We start from the raw sequence: 16,904 nt of genomic DNA on the forward strand, positions 1-16,904 counted from the left end.
TTAGTTTTTTGTCCAGTCAAACTGCATTTGTTTTGCAGTTTTTAAAGCTAAGTCTTCATTATAAAGTTTTGAAATCAAATGTAAACTCATATCAATACCAGCAGATATTCCAGCAGAGCTTACAATATTTCCTTCATCTACCCATCTAACATCATCTTTTACATCTAAGCTAGGAAAACTATTTTTTAAATCTTCAATATCTTCCCAGTGAGTAGTTACTTTATGGTTTGTTACAATATTTGCTTTTGCTAATAAAAAAACTCCTGTGCATACAGAAGCTATAAGTTTACAAGTTTTTGCTTGTTTTGTAAGCCAATTAATAACATTTTGTTTTTCTAGTTCCTCAGTATGAACTCCACCAACAACTATTAAAACATCAAGTTTAGGATGAGTTTCAATTGTAAAATCACTTAAAACCTTATACTCACCTCTTGCTTTTATTACTTCTTCTTTTTCAGAAATAAAAAATAGATTATGCTTTTCTTCTAAAAATCTATTTGCTACAGAAAAAACTTCATAAGGTCCAGAAAAATCTAAAACCTCAGCATTATCATAAATATAAATTCCAATATTCATTTTACGCCTTTTTTAATTTCTCAATCTCATCACGTAATCTAATTGCTTCTTCAAAGTTTAAGTCTTTTGCAGCTTTTTGCATCTGTTTATTTAACTCAATTAAGATTTTCTTTCTCTCTGCTGCTGGCATTTTTTGTAACTTCTCTTTTTTCCAAGCTACATCATCGTACTCTTCAAGTTTTAGATTTTCATCTATTGATCTTTTTGTTGTTTTAGGAGTTATCCCATGCTTCTTATTAAACTCTTCTTGTATAGCTCTTCTTTCATTTGTTAAATCAATTGCATACTTCATAGAATCAGTAATTTTCTTTGCAAAAAGGATTACTCTACCATTTTGATTTCTTGCAGCCCTTCCCATTGTTTGAACAAGTGAAGTTCTACTTCTTAAGAAACCTTCTTTATCTGCATCTAAAATAGCTACAAGTGATGTTTCTGGAATATCAAGTCCCTCTCTAAGTAAATTGATTCCAACAAGAACATCAAACTCACCTACTCTAAGCTCTCGAATAATTTGATTTCTCTCAATTGCATCAATATCAGAGTGCATATATTTAACTTTAATTCCTAAATCAGAATAATAAGAAGTTAACTCTTCTGCCATTTTTTTAGTTAATACAGTTACTAAAACTCTTTCATTCTTTTCAACCGTTTTTTTAATCTCATCATGTAGTTTTTCTACTTGATATTCACTATCTTCTATTTGAATAATTGGGTCTAAAAGCCCCGTTGGTCTAATAATCTGTTTTGCTACCACATCACTTTTTTCAATTTCAAGCTCAGCAGGTGTTGCAGATACAAAAAGATATGAAGGAGCTTTATTTATAAACTCATCAAATTTTAATGGTCTATTATCTAATGCACTTGGTAATCTAAATCCATAATCAACAAGTACTTCTTTTCTACTTCTATCTGCTGCATGCATTCCTCTAAATTGAGGTAAAGAAACATGTGATTCATCAACAATTAGTAAAAAGTCTTTTCCTATTTGTTCAAAATAATCCATAAGTGAATAAGGAGTTTGTCCAGGCTTTAGTCCAGTTAAGTGACGTGCATAGTTTTCAATTCCTTTACACATACCAGTACCTTCTATCATCTCTAAATCAAACTCAACTCTTTGTTTTAATCGTTGGTACTCAACTAGCTTGTCTTCTTTTGTAAAGTAATCAAGCCTTTCATCAAGCTCTTCTTCTATTTCTTTTACGGCCTTACCTAAGTTTTCACTTGTAACAACAAAAGGATTTACAGAGTAAATAATAGCTTCCTCTAAAGACTTTGTTTTTTCATTTGTTAAGTATTCATGTTTTGTGATTGATTCTACTTCATCACCAAAGAACTCAACACGTATATACTCATCTTCAAAGTAAGCAGGATAAATATCAATAACATCACCATTTACTCTAAAATCAGCCCTATCAAAAAATGAATCATTTCTTTTATATCCCATCTCAACAAGTTTAAGTAAAAACTCTCTTTGAGAATATTCAAAGCCTACTTCAATTCTTTGAACCATTGCTTTATATTCATTTGGATTACCTAAACCATAGTTAGCTGAAACTGAAGCAATAACAATAACATCATCAAAGCTAAGTAATGATGCTGTTGCACTAAGTCTTAATCTTTCTAACTCACTATTAATAGATGAATCTTTTTCTATAAAAAGGTCAGTTCTTGGAATATATGCTTCTGGTTGATAATAATCATAATAAGAGATAAAATATTCTACGTGATTGTTAGGAAAAAACTGTCTAAACTCAGAATATAACTGTGCAGCTAAAGTTTTATTATGAGTCATAATTAATGTTGGCTTTTGAGTTTTCTCAATTACCTTTGCCATAGTATAAGTTTTACCAGAACCAGTAACACCTTCTAATGTTGTATATCTATTTCCATCTAAAATTGATTTACTAATTGCATCAATTGCTACAGGCTGATCACCTGCTGGTTCATATTCACTATTAACTTTAAATTGTGCGATAATATATCCTTTTAATAGTTTTTATAATTTGCCAAGAAGTAAAAAAGTATTGAGATATCTTTATTTGACCATAAATACTCTTTACATAAAGAGTCTTTATCTAAAGAAGTATCTACGTGATTTTCATATTTTTTTATTAAACCCTTTACAAAGCTTTTCATATCATTTGCTGATGCTTTAATTAAAAATGGATGAAAAATTGCATCTTGATTTGGAATAAAAAACTCTTGGTCTTGTTTATACATCATAAATAAAAAAGAAACTTGCCAAGTATGCCACTCTTTTTTATCTAATTCATTCAAGTCCATTTTTTTATAGTCAAAGATTTTATAAGACTCATATACTTTTTTAGTAATTCCTAAAACTTCTTTTTTAGACATTTTTTCAATTGCATTTGGTAAATAAAGTTTCATTGTATTTGGCATATTTACTTTATGATAAGAAGTGCTCATCTTATGCCTCTTTTTACTTTTTTTACCACCTTTATTTTGCATTATCAACATAATGATAATAACTAATAAAACTACAATGATTACAGATATAACCATAAGAAAAGTCATAATTGTACTTTCATTAATCATATATTTACTCCTGCAAATTCACCATCAAATAATACATACTGTTTAGAACAACATAATGATGGAATATTTATATAAGTTTGTTTTTCACTTTTGAAAGTTTTACCTTGATGAAAATGTCCTTCAACAACTAAATCTGTATCATAATTAGAAAGTCTTTTTTTAGCAAAAGAGTCAAAATCATCAATCACACCACAAATATTTTTTTTAAGTAAAGAACTCTCTATTTTTTTAGAGATTGCATTAGCAAAATCTATTAAATTTAAAAATACAAGTAAAGGTTTATTTCTAATAATTGAGCAATACAGATTATAGTGCCACGGAGTGAAAATATCTCCATGGGACATAGCTATTGTTTTATCTTCAAAGCTAAAGTTAACTGGTTGATTTTCTCTTTTAAATACTTTTACATTCGGAAATATACTTTGAAGGTTGTAGTCATGATTTCCCTCTAAATAAAAAACCTCAATACTATTTGAGATTTGATTTATTAAATCAACAACTTTTTTATTTGTTTTTATAAAGTATTTACTTTCACCAGAAATAAAATCAATAATATCCCCCATCAAAAAAAGTTGTGATGGGTTCAATTGTTTATTTGCAATTTTTTCTAAAAGTATTAATAGCTCTTGATTCTTCTCGTTAAAATGAGAATCAGCTATAAAAATTGAATCTTTTTTTATACTATGGAACATAAGCTATTTTTGGAATTCCTTCTTCTTCATCTAATCCACACATTAAGTTTGCATTTACAACTGCTTGAGATGAAGCACCTCTTAATAGATTATCAATAGAAGAGTTTACAAATAGTGCTTTTCCATTTGTTTCTACAAAGATATCACAGAAGTTTGTTCCTGCTGTTGATTTTAAATCAACAGGAGTATTTCTAACTCTAACAAAAGGAGAATCTTTATAAGCTTCTTCTAAAACTTTGTTTACATCAACATCTTCTTTTAATGTTGCAAATACAGAAACTAACATTCCTCTTGTAATAGGTAGTAAATGTGGCACAAAATTAATTTGACAATCAACACCTTTTACTAGTTTTACTTTCTCTTGAATTTCTGGCATATGTCTATGTTTAAAAGGATTATAAGCATGGCAATTTTCATTTAAATGACCAAAGTGAGTAACCTCTTTTAAACCTTTTCCTGCTCCACTCATTCCTGTTTTTGCATCAATGAAGATTTGTGCAGTTGTATCAATATAATCAATAAAAGGGAAAAGCGCTAAAAGTGCTGCTGTTGGGAAACATCCTGGATTAGCAACTAGTTTTGAAGATTTCAACTCTTCTTTATAGTATTCAGGAAGTCCATAAACTGCATCTTTTATATGTTCTTTATCTTCATGTGGACAATAGTGTTCTTCATATGTTTCAAGCTCTAATCTATAATCAGCAGATAAATCAACTACCTTTACTCCAAGGTCTAAAAGCTCTTTTGCAAAAGACATAGAAGTTTTATGAGGAAGTGCTAAAAATGCTAAATCTGCAACTTTCGCTACCTCACTTGCATCTGCTTTTGAAACTTCAACATCAATAATATCTTTTAAACAAGGGTGTAATTCTTGAACATTTTGTTCCCCTGTAGAGTTTGCAATATAAGAGATATTAAATGTTGGATGATTAATAAGAATCTTAATTAACTCTAGTCCTGTATAACCACTTGCTCCAATAATTGCTACATTCATTATAGTTCTAGCTCCTTATATCCTACACTTAAAATTTCAAAAGATGTTTCACCACCTGGTAAAGTAGCAGTAAGTTCATCACCTTCTTGTTTTCCTAAAAGCTGTTTTGCTAATGGAGAGTTAAAAGAGATTAAACCTTTTTCGGCATTTGACTCTACTCCACCAACAATTGCATATGTAAACTCTTCATCTGTTTCTACATCTACTAATTCAACTGTTGAACCAAAACTCACTCTATCATGAGGTAAAGTTTCTGGGTCAATAATTACAGCCTTAGAGATAATTGAACCTAATTCACCAATTTGAGAATCTATAATTGCTAATTTATCTTTTGCAGCATGATATTCTGCATTTTCTTTTAGGTCACCTAGTTGTCTTGCCTCATCTAATGCAATCACTGTTTCAGGTCTTTCTTTATTTTTTAAAAAATCTAATTCACCTGTAATTTTTTCATATCCAACTCTTGTCATTGGCTCTTTATCCATGATAAGGCTCCTATTATATTATTGTTTTATTTTCATATTAATTTGATATAATATCGAAATTTTTATAAAAGAGTAGATATGCAAGAATACGATAGAACCATAAAATTATTTGGTGAAGAAAATTTTGAAAAAATTAAAAATGCGAAAGTTATTTTATTAGGTGTAGGAGGAGTTGGAAGCTTTGCTTTAGACTCACTATATAACACAGGTTTAACAAACATCACAATTGTTGATTTTGATACTTATGAAGAATCAAATATGAATAGACAATTAGGAAGTCATGGTAATGTTGGAAGAGTAAAAGTTGATGCTTTAAAAGAGAGATATCCAAAGGTTGAAGCAATTCATGCAAAAATAACTCCTGAGTGGATAGACAATTTTGACTTCTCATCTTATGACTACATTTTAGATGCAATTGATGATGTTGCTCCAAAAGTTCATTTAATTCAAAGATACTTTACAAAAATTATTAGTACAAGTGGTGGTGCAAAAAGATTTGATCCAAGTAAGATTGAATACAAATCAATTTGGGATACTTACAATGACCCATTTATTAGAAAAATTAGAACAGAACTTAAAAAAAGAGGTTTCAAAAAGAAGTTTAAAGTTGTTTTCTCAGGAGAAAATCCAAACTGTATAGAGAAAGGTAGCTTTGAAGCAGTTACTGGTTCATTTGGCTTTATGATGGCTGCAATTACCATAAATAAGTTACTAAGCAGGGACAAGTAAAGTACTATTTTAGTAATATTCTAAAGTTTATTGTAAGAAAAAAACGTATATAATCTAGTATATTAGTCAAAAAGGGCATACATGAGTGGTATCAATAGTGTTGAACAAATGACACAAGGACATTTAAGAAATGTACAGCAACTAGCTGTTTTCTATACTGGTCATAATAATATTTACGCAATTAATATTGCAAAAGTTAAAGCATTTGTTATTGCAGAAGAAGTAACTATCAACGATACTCCTGCAGATAGTGATGTTGTTGCTGGTATTGCGACAATTAGAGGGGAACCTGTTACATTAATCAACCTTGATGCTTGGCTTGGTATTCCAAAGTTAAAGCAAGAAGAATACAAGTTAATTATCTATTGTGAATTCAATCACAAAAAAGTAGGTTTCTTAATTAAAGACATGCTGGATATTGTTGAAAAAACAACTGATGAATTAAGACATACAGAAGAAACGAACTCTAAAGTAACATATACAACTTATGTAAAAGTACATGAGAAAGATGAATTATGTACTGTATTTAATGCTGAACAATTATTACAAGACTTAGGTTGGGTTGAAGATGGAGAAGATACATTAAATAAATATGTAGAATCTAAATTCAATACAAATAAAATTGTACTAGCAGCAGAAGATTCAGGTGTTGCAAGAGAAGTATTAACTAAATTCTTCAAAAAAGCAGGAATTAATTATGAGATTTATAATAATGGTGCACTACTATTAGACAGACTTGAAGAGATTGATCCTTCATCAGTTGCACTTATTATTACTGATATTGAGATGCCTGAAACAGATGGTTTCCAAGTTGCATCATTTGTAAAACAAAACAGTAAATATGCTGAGATTCCAATTATCGTAAACTCATCTATGACTACAGATGCAGTAAAAAACAAAATGAATAGTATTGGAGTTGATGGATTTATTGGTAAAACTGATATCCAAGCTCTATATGAAGCAGCAAAGAAGCACTTATCTTTCTAAATAAAAAAGACTAAATTTAGTCTTTTTTATTCTCTTTTCTTTTAATTATTTTCCTTGGCTTTCTAGCCAATTTTTAAAATCATCAATTTGATTCTGAGTTTGTTTTGTTGATGTTCCACCTAATGAAGTTCTAGCATTCATAGAGTTTCTTAAATCTAAATACATAATAATCTCTTCATTAATATCTTTTAACTCTTCACTTGAACTTCTAATTTCATCAATTGTAAGTTCAGAAATATCTTTATTTAATGAGTTTGCTTTTGCCACCACATCTTTTGTAATATAATAAGCTGTTCTAAATGGCATATCTTGTTTTTGTACTAAATAATCAGCTAAATCTGTAGCACTTAAGTGCCCTATTTTACAAGCACCTTCCATTTTATCTACATTTACAATCATAGTTTTGATAACTTCATTTAAAATAGATATTGAAATCTCAACTGTTTTAACAGAATCAAAAACACCCTCTTTATCTTCTTGTGTATCTTTGTTATAGGCTAATGGTAAACCTTTCATAACTGTTAAAAGTGAAATTAGATTTCCATATACACGTCCAGTTTTACCTCTTAAAAGTTCTGGTACATCTGGGTTTTTCTTTTGAGGCATAATAGATGAAGTTGTAGCATACTCATCACTCATTCTTACAAATTGGAACTCATAAGAAGACCAAGTAATTAACTCTTCAGAGATTCTTGAAATATGCATCATACAAGTAGAGATATTAAATAGAATCTCTAATGCAAAATCTCTATCTGAAACTGTATCCATTGCATGAGAAGTTGGAGCAGTAAATCCCAACTTTTCACAAGTTGAGTTTCTATCAATATTATGTGGTGTTCCAGCTAATGCAGCACTTCCTAATGGAGAATAGTTGTTTCTTTCATATGAACTTTCAAATCTTTGAAAATCTCTTTTAAACATATTTGCATAAGCAAGCATATGATAACCAAAATTAAGTGGTTGTGCATGTTGTAAGTGTGTCATTCCAGGAATTAAAGTTTCAGTATGTTTGTTTGCAACATTTACAAAAGTATCAACTAATTCTTTTAGTTGAGCTTTAATTGAAAGAGATTTTTCTTGAACATAAAGTCTAAAGTCAGTTGCAACTTGGTCATTTCTACTTCTTGCTGTATGAAGTTTTTTCCCTGGTTCACCTATGATTTCAGTAAGTCTTGACTCAACTGCCATATGAATATCTTCTGTTGCAAGTGTAAATTCAAAATCACCTGACTCAATTTCTTTTTTTACTTGAAGTAAACCTTGCTCAATTGCTTCTTGCTCTTCTTTTGTTAAAACACCTTGTTCACAAAGCATTTGTGAGTGAGCAATACTTCCTCTAATATCTTGAGAATATAACTCTTTATCAAACATGATTGAAGCATTAAACTCATCTAAAATTTGTGCATTTGTATTTTTTAGTATTTGATTATTTTGATTTGACATTTATACAATTCCCTATTTTTAACTATTAAATTGGATTATATCAAAATTAGGATATATTTGGCTAAAGGACATTATTGAATACACTTGAATTAATAAAAAAATTATCTGTCTGGGAACATGAGTTAGAAAAATATAAAAAATGCTTTGAAATGAATGAAGACTTTGAAAATAGCAAAGAAGTAAACAAGTTATTAAAAACTATTGATGAATTTATCTCTTATTATGAATTAAATAAAGATGATGATGAAACCTATGCATATGCCTTAGAGTACTGGATAAACTTCAATGAAAAATATTTACAACTTCTAAAAAACTTATACTTTGCATACAAAAATAAAAATAGTTTACTTGATAGTTAAAACAAAGTTTAACTATCAATAATTACTTAAATAAACCCCAAGGGCAACTATTGCAATTCCTAGTATTGTAATAAGCTCAAAAGTCTCACCATAAATAAAATATCCACTTATTGCTGCACTTACAGGTATTAGATAAAAAATAGAAGCTACTTTACTAACCTCTGCTCGTCTAATCATTATGTATAATAAACTTAAAGCTCCAATAGAAACCCCAATTGTCATAAACAATAAAGCATAAATAAACTCACTTGTCCAAACAACTTCATATGAGTCAAACATTAACATTAAAATAAGACAAACAAAACCTGAAGCTATTGATTGAATGGCTCCACCAGAAAAGATATTCATATTTTCACAAAATTTCTTTTGATACAAATTTCCAAGGGAAAGTCCTAGTAAACCCAAAACAGATAAAGCTATTGAGTATAAACCTGCTGTTGTAATATCCATATTATTTACTAAAACTAATATTACACCTACAAGCCCAACAAGTAAGCCAAAGGCTTGTATAATTCCAGTATCTTCACTTAGAAAACTTTTTGCCAATACTGCTACTAAAATAGGTTGTAAAGCAATAATCATAGCACTAAGAGCAGGTGAAAGACCCATATCAATAGATATAAAAATCCCGATTGAAAATACTGCTACAGTTAGAATTCCAGCAATACTTATATGAAAAATATCTTTTATACTTGGTAAATTTACTTTCATATATTTCATTATAAATAGTAAAATTAAACCAGCTAGAAAAAACCTTAAAGTCAAAAAACTTAAAGGAGTAGAATATGGTAAACCATATTTTGCACCAACAAAACCACTTCCATATAATGATACAAACAAAAAAGGAAAACCCAAATGTTTAATTTTCTCAATCATAATTATCTTTTCCCCATTAATAATATTTATTGATGTTAAAAAGTATAGCAATATTTGACTAGCTAGTCAAATAAAAAAAGCTATAAAAAAAAGGCCAATGTCAAAAGACACTGACCTTTTTAAAGCATTTTATTATTTTAAATTAAATTGGTAATACTCTAATGTTTTCATCAACTTTTTGCTTAAGTACAGACTCAATTGCATATAATGTTCCAGTATCTCCTGAAGCACATCCTGAACATGCACCTAAGTATCTAATATATAAGTCATAGAATGGCATATTTTCTTTAATATCAATGATTTCCATGTTACCACCATCCATCATTAACATTGGTCTAATATCAGCATCTAATACTTCATCAATTGTTTTAATTCTTTGAACAATAGTCATTTTATCAAAAGTTGAAGAACCAGCAGCACTTGCATCAGCAGCTTCTTTTAATTTTTCTTGTTCCATTTCAGCTCTAACATCATTTAAGATATCAACTAAATAGATGTCTTTTTCTTCATGTCCACCTGGTTTAATACATGATTTACAAAAAGCCCCTGCTTTTGTATAATCAGTAATCTCTTCAACAGTTTTTAAATCATTTAATCTAACAACTTCTTGAATTGTTCCTAAAGTTACCCTTGCACACTCACAAATAATTACTTCAGTCTCAAAAGATTCCATATCTACACCTTTATATGTAGCAGCAGCTTTTTTGATAACATCATAAGCCATTACAGAACAGTGCATTTTTTGAGGTGGAACAGCAGGAACATCTGGATGGTCTCTTAATGCTTTTTCAACATCAATATTTGTAATTTTAACAGCTTCATCAACTGTTTTACCTTCACATAACTCAGCCATAGCGTCACTTGAAGCAATTGCAGTACCACAACCAAAAGATTTGAATTTTGATTCTAAAATTTTATTTGTACCTTCTTCAATACACCAGTAAAGTCTTACTGCATCACCACAAGATTCTGCACCAAAGTCAGCAATGATTAGTTTTCCACCTAACTCTTTTGCTCTTTCTTCAGTAATTTCACCTTGGTGAGTTGGGTCATCCATTCTTCTAATAACTTGATTTGAGTATTCGTCCCAAATTGATCCACTAATTAAATCATTTTTTGCCATATTTAAAATATCCTTTTTAAATGTCCCATTAAAAAAGGGACCTTATTATTATATTTTTTCTTTTTTTCAAAGGGAATAAATCCCTTTTAAAAGAAACAAAACTCTAAAGAAGGCAACGAGTTGCCTTTATTTCTTCTTACAACTCTGATACGTGATTTTTTGGAGTGTATGCATAAGAACTAGAGATTCCTCTTAGTCTTGCAATAGCACCTTTAATAACATTGATTGCATAATCAATCTCTTCTTCTGTATTAAACCTACTTAAGGAGAATCTAACACCTGTATGAGCTAGCTCACTATCACTTCCAAATGCATTCATTACTGGGTTTGCTTCTAAATCTTCACTAGCACATGCTGAACCAGTTGATGCACCGATTGTTTTTTGATTCATATCCCATAGCATTGATTCACCCTCAACACCTCTGATAGAAATAAGTGTAGTATTTGGTGTTCTATTATCTTTTCCACCAATTACAATTGTTTCTGGGATTTCTAAAATTGCATTCTCTAATTTATCTCTTAATCTTCTAACTTCAGTATTTTCATACGCTAATGCCTCTGGTGAAGTTGCAAGTTTCATAGCAACTCCCATTCCAATCATAGATGCAACATCAACAGTACCTGCTCTGTGTCCACCCATTTGCTCACCACCATGTAATAATGGAGTTAATTCAAAACCTTTTTGAATATATAATCCACCAATACCTTTTGGTCCGTGGAATTTATGAGCTGATAATGATAAGTAGTTTACATTACACTCTTGAACATCAACTGGAACTTTACCAATTGCTTGAGTTGCATCTGTATGGAAAGGTACTCCTGCATCTTTACAGATTTGACCAATCTCTTTTACTGGGAAAAGTTTTCCAGTTTCATTATTTGCCCACATAATTGTAACTAGTGCTGTATCTTCTTTAATATAATCTGCAACTTGTTGTGCTTCTAATACACCCTCTTCATTTACTGGAAGATATGTAACGCTTACACCTTGAGATTCTAAGAATTTACATGTTGCAGTAATTGCTGGGTGCTCTACTTCACTTGTAATAATATGGTTTTTATTTCCATTTAAAATTTTATCTACCCAAATACCTTTAATAACAGTATTATTACTCTCAGTTGCATTTCCAGTTATGATAAAATCATCTTCATCTGCTGCATTAATTCCAGAGTATAAGTAATCTAAAGCTTCAACCATTTTTGGATGTGTTCCTGCTCCAAACTTGTGTAAAGAGTTAGGATTTCCATAAATATGACAGAAAAAAGGTTCCATCGCTTTAAAAACTTGTGGATCAACCTTAGTTGTGGCATTATTGTCTAAGTATACTTCCATTCTTATTCCTATTTTTATTTACATTTTAACACGATATTATTCCATAATTATGTGTTATTTCTAATTAAATCGCGTAATTATATTTTAAATAGGATAAAAACAGTCTTAATTAAAAAATGTAGATATTTTTAATTAATTCTAATAAAAAAATAAGCTTCTTATGACATAATATAAAAAACTTTAAAGGTTATTATTTATGTTAAAAAAATTACTATTAACACTTATCGTACCGTTTCTAATGGTATTTATTTCTGGTTGTAATGATGATTCTTCTCAAACAAAAGAAGAGAAGAAAGTATTAAAAGTTGGGATGGAGCTTGCTTATCCACCTTTTGAAATGAGTGAAAAAGATGGAACACCTTCTGGAGTATCTGTTGATTTTGCAAAAGCTTTAGGAAAAGAGCTAGGACGTGAAGTTGTTATTGAAAATATCGCTTGGGATGGTCTTATTCCTTCACTTAAAACAGGAAAAATTGATTTAATCATCTCTTCTATGACAATTACTGAAGAGAGAAAAAAGTCAATTGACTTTTCAATTCCTTATGCTCAATCTTCACTAGCTATCTTAGCAAACAAAAACTCTGCTATTACTTCAATTAATGATTTAAATCAAGCTGGTAAAAAAGTTGCTGTAAAAAAAGGTTCAACAGGACATGTTTATGCAAAAGACAATTTACCAAATGCAGAAATTTTAGTATTTGATAAAGAAGCTGCTTGTGTTTTAGAAGTAGTTCAAGGTAAAGCAGATGGGTTTTTATATGATCAATTAACTATTTATAAAAACTATGCAAAAAACAAAGATACAACTGTAGCACTTCTTCAATCTTTCCAAGAAGACTTTGAATACTGGGGAGTTGCACTAAAAAAAGATAGCCCACTTAAAAAAGATGTTGATGCATTTATTAAAAAAGCAAAAGCAGATGGAACATTTGACTCTTTTGCAAATAAATACCTAACTGATGCTAAAAAAACATTTGATGACCTTGGCATTCCATTTTTCTTCTAGGACTTAAAAATTAAACTAAAAAATCTATTTATTAATGAATTAGGATTTAAAAAAGGTAAAAAGCTTTCAAAAGCTGCTTACCTTTTTAACTTTGTTCTTCTTATTGCTATTGTTTTTATTACATTTTATTTTATGTTTAAAAACATCTCTTATAACTTCAATTGGACAAGTGTTTATGAATATAAACAAAAGTTTATTGATGGTTTTTTAATGACTATTGTTATTTCATTTTTTGCTCTTATTCTAAGTTTTATTATTGGTCTGTTTTTTGCTTATGGGCAAAACTCAAAGTTTATACTACTTAGATTTTTTTCAAGATTTTATATCGAACTAATAAGAGGAACTCCTCTTTTAGTACAAATACTTATTTTCTTTTATGTATTTGCAAATAATTTAGGCTTTGAAAATAGGTATGTCGTAGGAACAGTTATTTTAGCTCTTTTTGCAGGAGCTTATGTAAGTGAAATTATAAGAGGTGCTATTCAATCAGTTGAAGTAGAACAGTTTGAAACAAGTCTAAGTTTAGGAATGACAAACTATCAAATGTACAGATATGTGATTTTCCCTCAAGCTTTTAGAAGAATGTTACCTGCTTTAACAGGACAGTTTGCAAGTATAATTAAAGACTCTTCTTTACTTTCAATTATCTCTATTAGTGAATTTACAATGAATGCCCAAGAGGTAAATGCATATACTTACTCTACACTGGAAAGTTATATTCCCCTTGCAATTGGATATTTACTTCTAACCTACCCAATTTCATACTATACAAATAAATTAGAAGCAAAAATAAAAATCTAAAATTATGAGGTGTGTTAAAATCTTTTAAGAGATTTTTTCATACTCTCATAAAGCTTTTTATACTCTTGCTGTGAAAGAGTTTTTTTTTGGCTCATTAACACTAACTTTAATTCTTGTACATCATTTCTAAAGGGTATTTGTAAGTGTTCGTAAGAATTTACAACAAAATCAAACCTTTCATAAAAGTTTAGTCTTTTTTGTGTGATTTCATCTACTATTGGTTCTATTTCTAAAACTATATTCTTATTATCAATTATAAATTTTTCTAAAATTTTAGAGCCATATGATTGCCCCCTTAATTCGCTATTTACAGCAAAATGTTCTAAAAAAGTATATACTTTATTTTTTGTATTAATTTTCCAAAAAAAGACAATAGAGATTAAAACCTCATCTTCCACATAACAAGTCATTTTAAAATTTTTATCAGTTAAAATCTCTTCTTGCTCTTCTAATGTTCTTCTTTCAACTTCAGGAAAAGAGTCTAAATATAATTTCCATGCTTTATCAAAGTACTTATTATCTTTACTTTCAATAAATACAAGTTCCATAATATCTCCTATTATAAAATTAAAAGCAGTAATCTACTCAAAACTACTTGTAAAGAACTTGAAATAAAGTTAAAATTTTATTTAAAGTAAAATATTAGTTAAACATTTATACTATTATTTAATGAACATATGTTAAATTTCTCTAAATAGGACAATTTTAGTCCTAATTAGAAAAAGGCTTTAAAATGAGTGAAAACAAACATTTAAAAGAGATTTTAAAACAAGACTACAAACTAGGTTTTGAAACACTTGTAGAGAGTGATACATTTCCTAAAGGCTTAAATGAAGATGTGATAAAAGCCATCTCAAAAAAGAAAGAAGAGCCAGAGTGGTTACTTGACTTTAGATTAAAAGCATATAAGATTTGGCTAAAGATGGAAGAGCCAGATTGGGCACATCTAAACTATCCAAAAATAGATTATCAAGATATTTCATACTATAGTGCACCTAAAAAAGCATTGGATTCTTTAGATGAAGTTGACCCAGAGATTTTAAAAACATATGAAAAACTTGGTATTCCATTAGAAGAGCAAAAGATGCTTGCTGGTGTTGCAGTTGATGCTGTATTTGATTCAGTTTCTGTTAAAACTACTTATCAAGAAGAGTTAGAGAAATTAGGTATTATCTTCTGTTCTATTTCAGAAGCAGCCCATTCTCATCCAGAAATTCTAAAAAAATATTTAGCCTCAGTTGTAAGTAAAAATGACAACTACTTTGCAACACTAAATAGTGCAGTATTTACAGATGGAAGTTTTGTATATATTCCACCAAATACTAGATGTCCAATGGAATTATCAACTTACTTTAGAATAAATGCTTTAAATACAGGACAGTTTGAAAGAACACTTATTATTTGTGATGAAAACTCTTATGTTTCATATAATGAAGGTTGTTCAGCTCCAATGAGAGATGAAAGACAACTTCACGCAGCCGTTGTTGAATTAGTAGCCCTAGAAAATGCACAAATAAAATATTCTACTATTCAAAACTGGTACCCAGGTGATGAGCAAGGTAAAGGTGGTATTTTAAACTTTGTTACTAAAAGAGGTTTATGTAAAGGTGATAACTCAAAAATCTCTTGGACACAAGTTGAAACAGGTTCTAGTTTAACTTGGAAATACCCTTCATGTGTTTTAAAAGGAAATAACTCCGTTGGAGAATTCTACTCTGTAGCAATTTCAAGCAAAGCCCAACAAGCAGATACTGGTAGTAAAATGATTCACTTAGGTGAAAATACAAAATCTACTATTATCTCAAAAGGTATCTCTGCTATGACTGGTGTAAATGCCTATAGAGGATTAGTTAGTGTAGGTAAAAATGCAAAAAATGCAAGAAATATTTCAGAGTGTGACTCACTGTTAATTGGACATAAATGTAAAGCACATACATATCCATACCATGAGATTAAAAACTCAAGTGCACATATTGAACATGAAGCAACAACTTCAAAGATATCTGAAGAACAACTATTTTATTTATCTCAAAGAGGTATTGATGAAGAAGATGCTATTGCTATGATTGTAAATGGATTCTGTAAAGAGGTATTAAAAGAGTTACCTATGGAGTTTGCAGCGGAAGCTAAAGAGTTATTAAATATCTCTTTAGAAGGAAGTGTGGGATAAAAATAAAGAAGAACATTTTTAAAGGAATAAATTATGCTAAATATTAAAGATTTAAAAGTAAATATAGAAAATAAAGAGATTTTAAAAGGTTTAAACCTTGAGATTAAACCAGGTGAAATTCATGTACTTATGGGACAAAATGGTGCAGGAAAATCAACTTTAGTAAAAACTATTAGTGACCATTATGACTGTGAAGTTACTGGTGGTGAAATAAGTTATAAGAAGAAAGACCTTTTAGATTTAGATGTATCTGAACGTGCTAAAGAAGGAATCTTCCTAAGTTTTCAAAACCCAGTTGAAGTTCCAGGAGTAAACAATAGCTATTTTCTAAAGACTATTGTAAATGAAAAAAGAAAATACCACAATGAAGAAGAACTAGATGCAATGGATTTTCTAAAATACTCAAAAGGTGAACTAGAAAAATTTGATATTGATAAATCACTTTTAAAAAGGGATTTAAATGATGGTTTCTCTGGTGGTGAGAAAAAAAGAAATGAGTTGATTCAACTTTTACTTTTAAAACCTGATTTAATCATGCTTGATGAGATAGACTCAGGACTTGATGTAGATGCAATTAAAACTGTTGCAAATGTTATAAATAGTCTATTAGAAGATAAAAGTAGATCACTACTTATGATTACACACTATGACAAGCTATTAAATCTTGTAAAACCTGACTTTGTTCATATTTTAAAAGATGGAAAGATAGTTAAAACGGGAGATTATAAATTAGCTCAACAACTTGACAGTGTTGGGTTTCAAGGATTGGAGTAA

The 16,904-nt window shown here is 29.5% G+C and carries 18 protein-coding genes; 7 read left to right on the top strand and 11 right to left on the bottom strand.

The window, feature by feature from the left end:
• Genes CRV02_RS10130 through greA form a run of 6 tightly spaced genes read right to left on the bottom strand, consistent with a single transcriptional unit; the run spans position 1 to position 5,303 of the window.
• Positions 1–576 (bottom strand): DJ-1/PfpI family protein, encoded by a 576-nt coding sequence (locus tag CRV02_RS10130; protein ID WP_129090236.1) that lies wholly within the window; start codon positions 574–576, stop codon positions 1–3.
• Position 577: 1 nt separating this feature from the next.
• A complete protein-coding gene (uvrB, locus tag CRV02_RS10135) occupies positions 578–2,551 on the bottom strand; it encodes an excinuclease ABC subunit UvrB (protein WP_129090237.1) in 1,974 nt (657 codons plus the stop codon).
• A gap of 11 nt (positions 2,552–2,562) precedes the next feature.
• Complete coding sequence (locus CRV02_RS10140; RefSeq protein WP_129090238.1) at positions 2,563–3,132, bottom strand: hypothetical protein; 570 nt, start codon at positions 3,130–3,132, stop codon at positions 2,563–2,565.
• Positions 3,129–3,824, bottom strand: coding sequence for a UDP-2,3-diacylglucosamine diphosphatase (locus tag CRV02_RS10145; RefSeq protein WP_129090239.1), 696 nt, complete (start codon positions 3,822–3,824; stop codon positions 3,129–3,131). The genes CRV02_RS10140 and CRV02_RS10145 overlap by 4 nt, the downstream gene beginning before the upstream one ends.
• Complete coding sequence (gene argC, locus CRV02_RS10150) at positions 3,814–4,818, bottom strand: N-acetyl-gamma-glutamyl-phosphate reductase (protein WP_129090240.1); 1,005 nt, start codon at positions 4,816–4,818, stop codon at positions 3,814–3,816. The genes CRV02_RS10145 and argC overlap by 11 nt, the downstream gene beginning before the upstream one ends.
• Positions 4,818–5,303, bottom strand: coding sequence for a transcription elongation factor GreA (gene greA / locus CRV02_RS10155; RefSeq protein ID WP_129090241.1), 486 nt, complete (start codon positions 5,301–5,303; stop codon positions 4,818–4,820). Before greA ends, argC begins: the two co-directional genes overlap by 1 nt.
• Positions 5,304–5,381: 78 nt before the next feature.
• On the opposite strand from greA, the gene CRV02_RS10160 reads away from it, so the two are divergent.
• Positions 5,382–6,032 (top strand): ThiF family adenylyltransferase, encoded by a 651-nt coding sequence (locus CRV02_RS10160; RefSeq protein ID WP_129085643.1) that lies wholly within the window; start codon positions 5,382–5,384, stop codon positions 6,030–6,032.
• 81 nt (positions 6,033–6,113) lie between these two features.
• On the top strand, positions 6,114–7,019 hold the full coding sequence (locus tag CRV02_RS10165; protein ID WP_129090242.1) for a chemotaxis protein CheV: 906 nt from the start codon (positions 6,114–6,116) through the stop codon (positions 7,017–7,019).
• Between the two features lie 45 nt (positions 7,020–7,064).
• On the opposite strand, the gene argH is transcribed toward CRV02_RS10165, so the two are convergent.
• A complete protein-coding gene (gene argH, locus CRV02_RS10170) occupies positions 7,065–8,462 on the bottom strand; it encodes an argininosuccinate lyase (RefSeq protein WP_129090243.1) in 1,398 nt (465 codons plus the stop codon).
• Between the two features lie 74 nt (positions 8,463–8,536).
• On the opposite strand from argH, the gene CRV02_RS10175 reads away from it, so the two are divergent.
• Positions 8,537–8,821, top strand: coding sequence for a hypothetical protein (locus CRV02_RS10175; protein ID WP_129090244.1), 285 nt, complete (start codon positions 8,537–8,539; stop codon positions 8,819–8,821).
• A gap of 15 nt (positions 8,822–8,836) precedes the next feature.
• Here CRV02_RS10175 and CRV02_RS10180 read toward each other — a convergent pair whose 3' ends face one another.
• The 3 genes from CRV02_RS10180 to CRV02_RS10190 form a co-directional block, all read right to left on the bottom strand.
• Entirely contained in the window at positions 8,837–9,697 is an 861-nt protein-coding gene (locus CRV02_RS10180) for a DMT family transporter (protein WP_129090245.1), read from the bottom strand.
• Between the two features lie 142 nt (positions 9,698–9,839).
• Complete coding sequence (locus CRV02_RS10185) at positions 9,840–10,820, bottom strand: iron-sulfur cluster assembly scaffold protein (protein ID WP_129085648.1); 981 nt, start codon at positions 10,818–10,820, stop codon at positions 9,840–9,842.
• A 136-nt stretch (positions 10,821–10,956) separates the two neighbouring features.
• Positions 10,957–12,153, bottom strand: a complete 1,197-nt coding sequence (locus CRV02_RS10190; RefSeq protein WP_129085649.1) for a NifS family cysteine desulfurase — start codon at positions 12,151–12,153, stop codon at positions 10,957–10,959.
• 238 nt (positions 12,154–12,391) lie between these two features.
• Between CRV02_RS10190 and CRV02_RS10195 the strand changes: the two genes are divergently transcribed.
• Together CRV02_RS10195 and CRV02_RS10200 are read left to right on the top strand one after the other, a co-directional pair.
• Positions 12,392–13,159, top strand: coding sequence for a transporter substrate-binding domain-containing protein (locus CRV02_RS10195; RefSeq protein WP_164968994.1), 768 nt, complete (start codon positions 12,392–12,394; stop codon positions 13,157–13,159).
• 132 nt (positions 13,160–13,291) lie between these two features.
• Complete coding sequence (locus CRV02_RS10200; protein WP_164968990.1) at positions 13,292–13,960, top strand: amino acid ABC transporter permease; 669 nt, start codon at positions 13,292–13,294, stop codon at positions 13,958–13,960.
• Between the two features lie 14 nt (positions 13,961–13,974).
• Here the strand turns inward: CRV02_RS10200 and CRV02_RS10205 are convergent, their stop codons facing one another.
• The gene (locus CRV02_RS10205; RefSeq protein ID WP_129090248.1) at positions 13,975–14,508 is read right to left on the bottom strand and encodes a GNAT family N-acetyltransferase; all 534 of its coding nucleotides are present in this window, start codon (positions 14,506–14,508) and stop codon (positions 13,975–13,977) included.
• Positions 14,509–14,693: 185 nt separating this feature from the next.
• Here CRV02_RS10205 and sufB point away from each other — a divergent pair, with 185 nt between their 5' ends.
• Positions 14,694–16,130: a Fe-S cluster assembly protein SufB gene (gene sufB / locus CRV02_RS10210; RefSeq protein ID WP_129090249.1), complete on the top strand. Its 1,437-nt coding sequence runs from the start codon at positions 14,694–14,696 to the stop codon at positions 16,128–16,130.
• 33 nt (positions 16,131–16,163) lie between these two features.
• Positions 16,164–16,904, top strand: coding sequence for a Fe-S cluster assembly ATPase SufC (gene sufC / locus CRV02_RS10215; protein ID WP_129085654.1), 741 nt, complete (start codon positions 16,164–16,166; stop codon positions 16,902–16,904).

Origin of the sequence: Arcobacter sp. CECT 8989, assembly GCF_004116715.1 — a bacterium.
Classification (GTDB): domain Bacteria; phylum Campylobacterota; class Campylobacteria; order Campylobacterales; family Arcobacteraceae; genus Halarcobacter.

Bases quoted from the DNA above. Each gene is read 5' to 3' on its own strand.
- CRV02_RS10130 (WP_129090236.1), bottom strand. From the start codon at position 576: ATGAATATTGGAATTTATATTTATGATAATGCTGAGGTTTTAGATTTT.
- CRV02_RS10140 (WP_129090238.1), bottom strand. From the start codon at position 3,132: ATGATTAATGAAAGTACAATTATGACTTTTCTTATGGTTATATCTGTA.
- CRV02_RS10145 (WP_129090239.1), bottom strand. From the start codon at position 3,824: ATGTTCCATAGTATAAAAAAAGATTCAATTTTTATAGCTGATTCTCAT.
- argC (WP_129090240.1), bottom strand. From the start codon at position 4,818: ATGAATGTAGCAATTATTGGAGCAAGTGGTTATACAGGACTAGAGTTA.
- greA (WP_129090241.1), bottom strand. From the start codon at position 5,303: ATGGATAAAGAGCCAATGACAAGAGTTGGATATGAAAAAATTACAGGT.
- CRV02_RS10160 (WP_129085643.1), top strand. From the start codon at position 5,382: ATGCAAGAATACGATAGAACCATAAAATTATTTGGTGAAGAAAATTTT.
- CRV02_RS10165 (WP_129090242.1), top strand. From the start codon at position 6,114: ATGAGTGGTATCAATAGTGTTGAACAAATGACACAAGGACATTTAAGA.
- argH (WP_129090243.1), bottom strand. From the start codon at position 8,462: ATGTCAAATCAAAATAATCAAATACTAAAAAATACAAATGCACAAATT.
- CRV02_RS10180 (WP_129090245.1), bottom strand. From the start codon at position 9,697: ATGATTGAGAAAATTAAACATTTGGGTTTTCCTTTTTTGTTTGTATCA.
- CRV02_RS10185 (WP_129085648.1), bottom strand. From the start codon at position 10,820: ATGGCAAAAAATGATTTAATTAGTGGATCAATTTGGGACGAATACTCA.
- CRV02_RS10190 (WP_129085649.1), bottom strand. From the start codon at position 12,153: ATGGAAGTATACTTAGACAATAATGCCACAACTAAGGTTGATCCACAA.
- CRV02_RS10195 (WP_164968994.1), top strand. From the start codon at position 12,392: ATGGTATTTATTTCTGGTTGTAATGATGATTCTTCTCAAACAAAAGAA.
- CRV02_RS10200 (WP_164968990.1), top strand. From the start codon at position 13,292: ATGTTTAAAAACATCTCTTATAACTTCAATTGGACAAGTGTTTATGAA.
- CRV02_RS10205 (WP_129090248.1), bottom strand. From the start codon at position 14,508: ATGGAACTTGTATTTATTGAAAGTAAAGATAATAAGTACTTTGATAAA.
- sufB (WP_129090249.1), top strand. From the start codon at position 14,694: ATGAGTGAAAACAAACATTTAAAAGAGATTTTAAAACAAGACTACAAA.
- sufC (WP_129085654.1), top strand. From the start codon at position 16,164: ATGCTAAATATTAAAGATTTAAAAGTAAATATAGAAAATAAAGAGATT.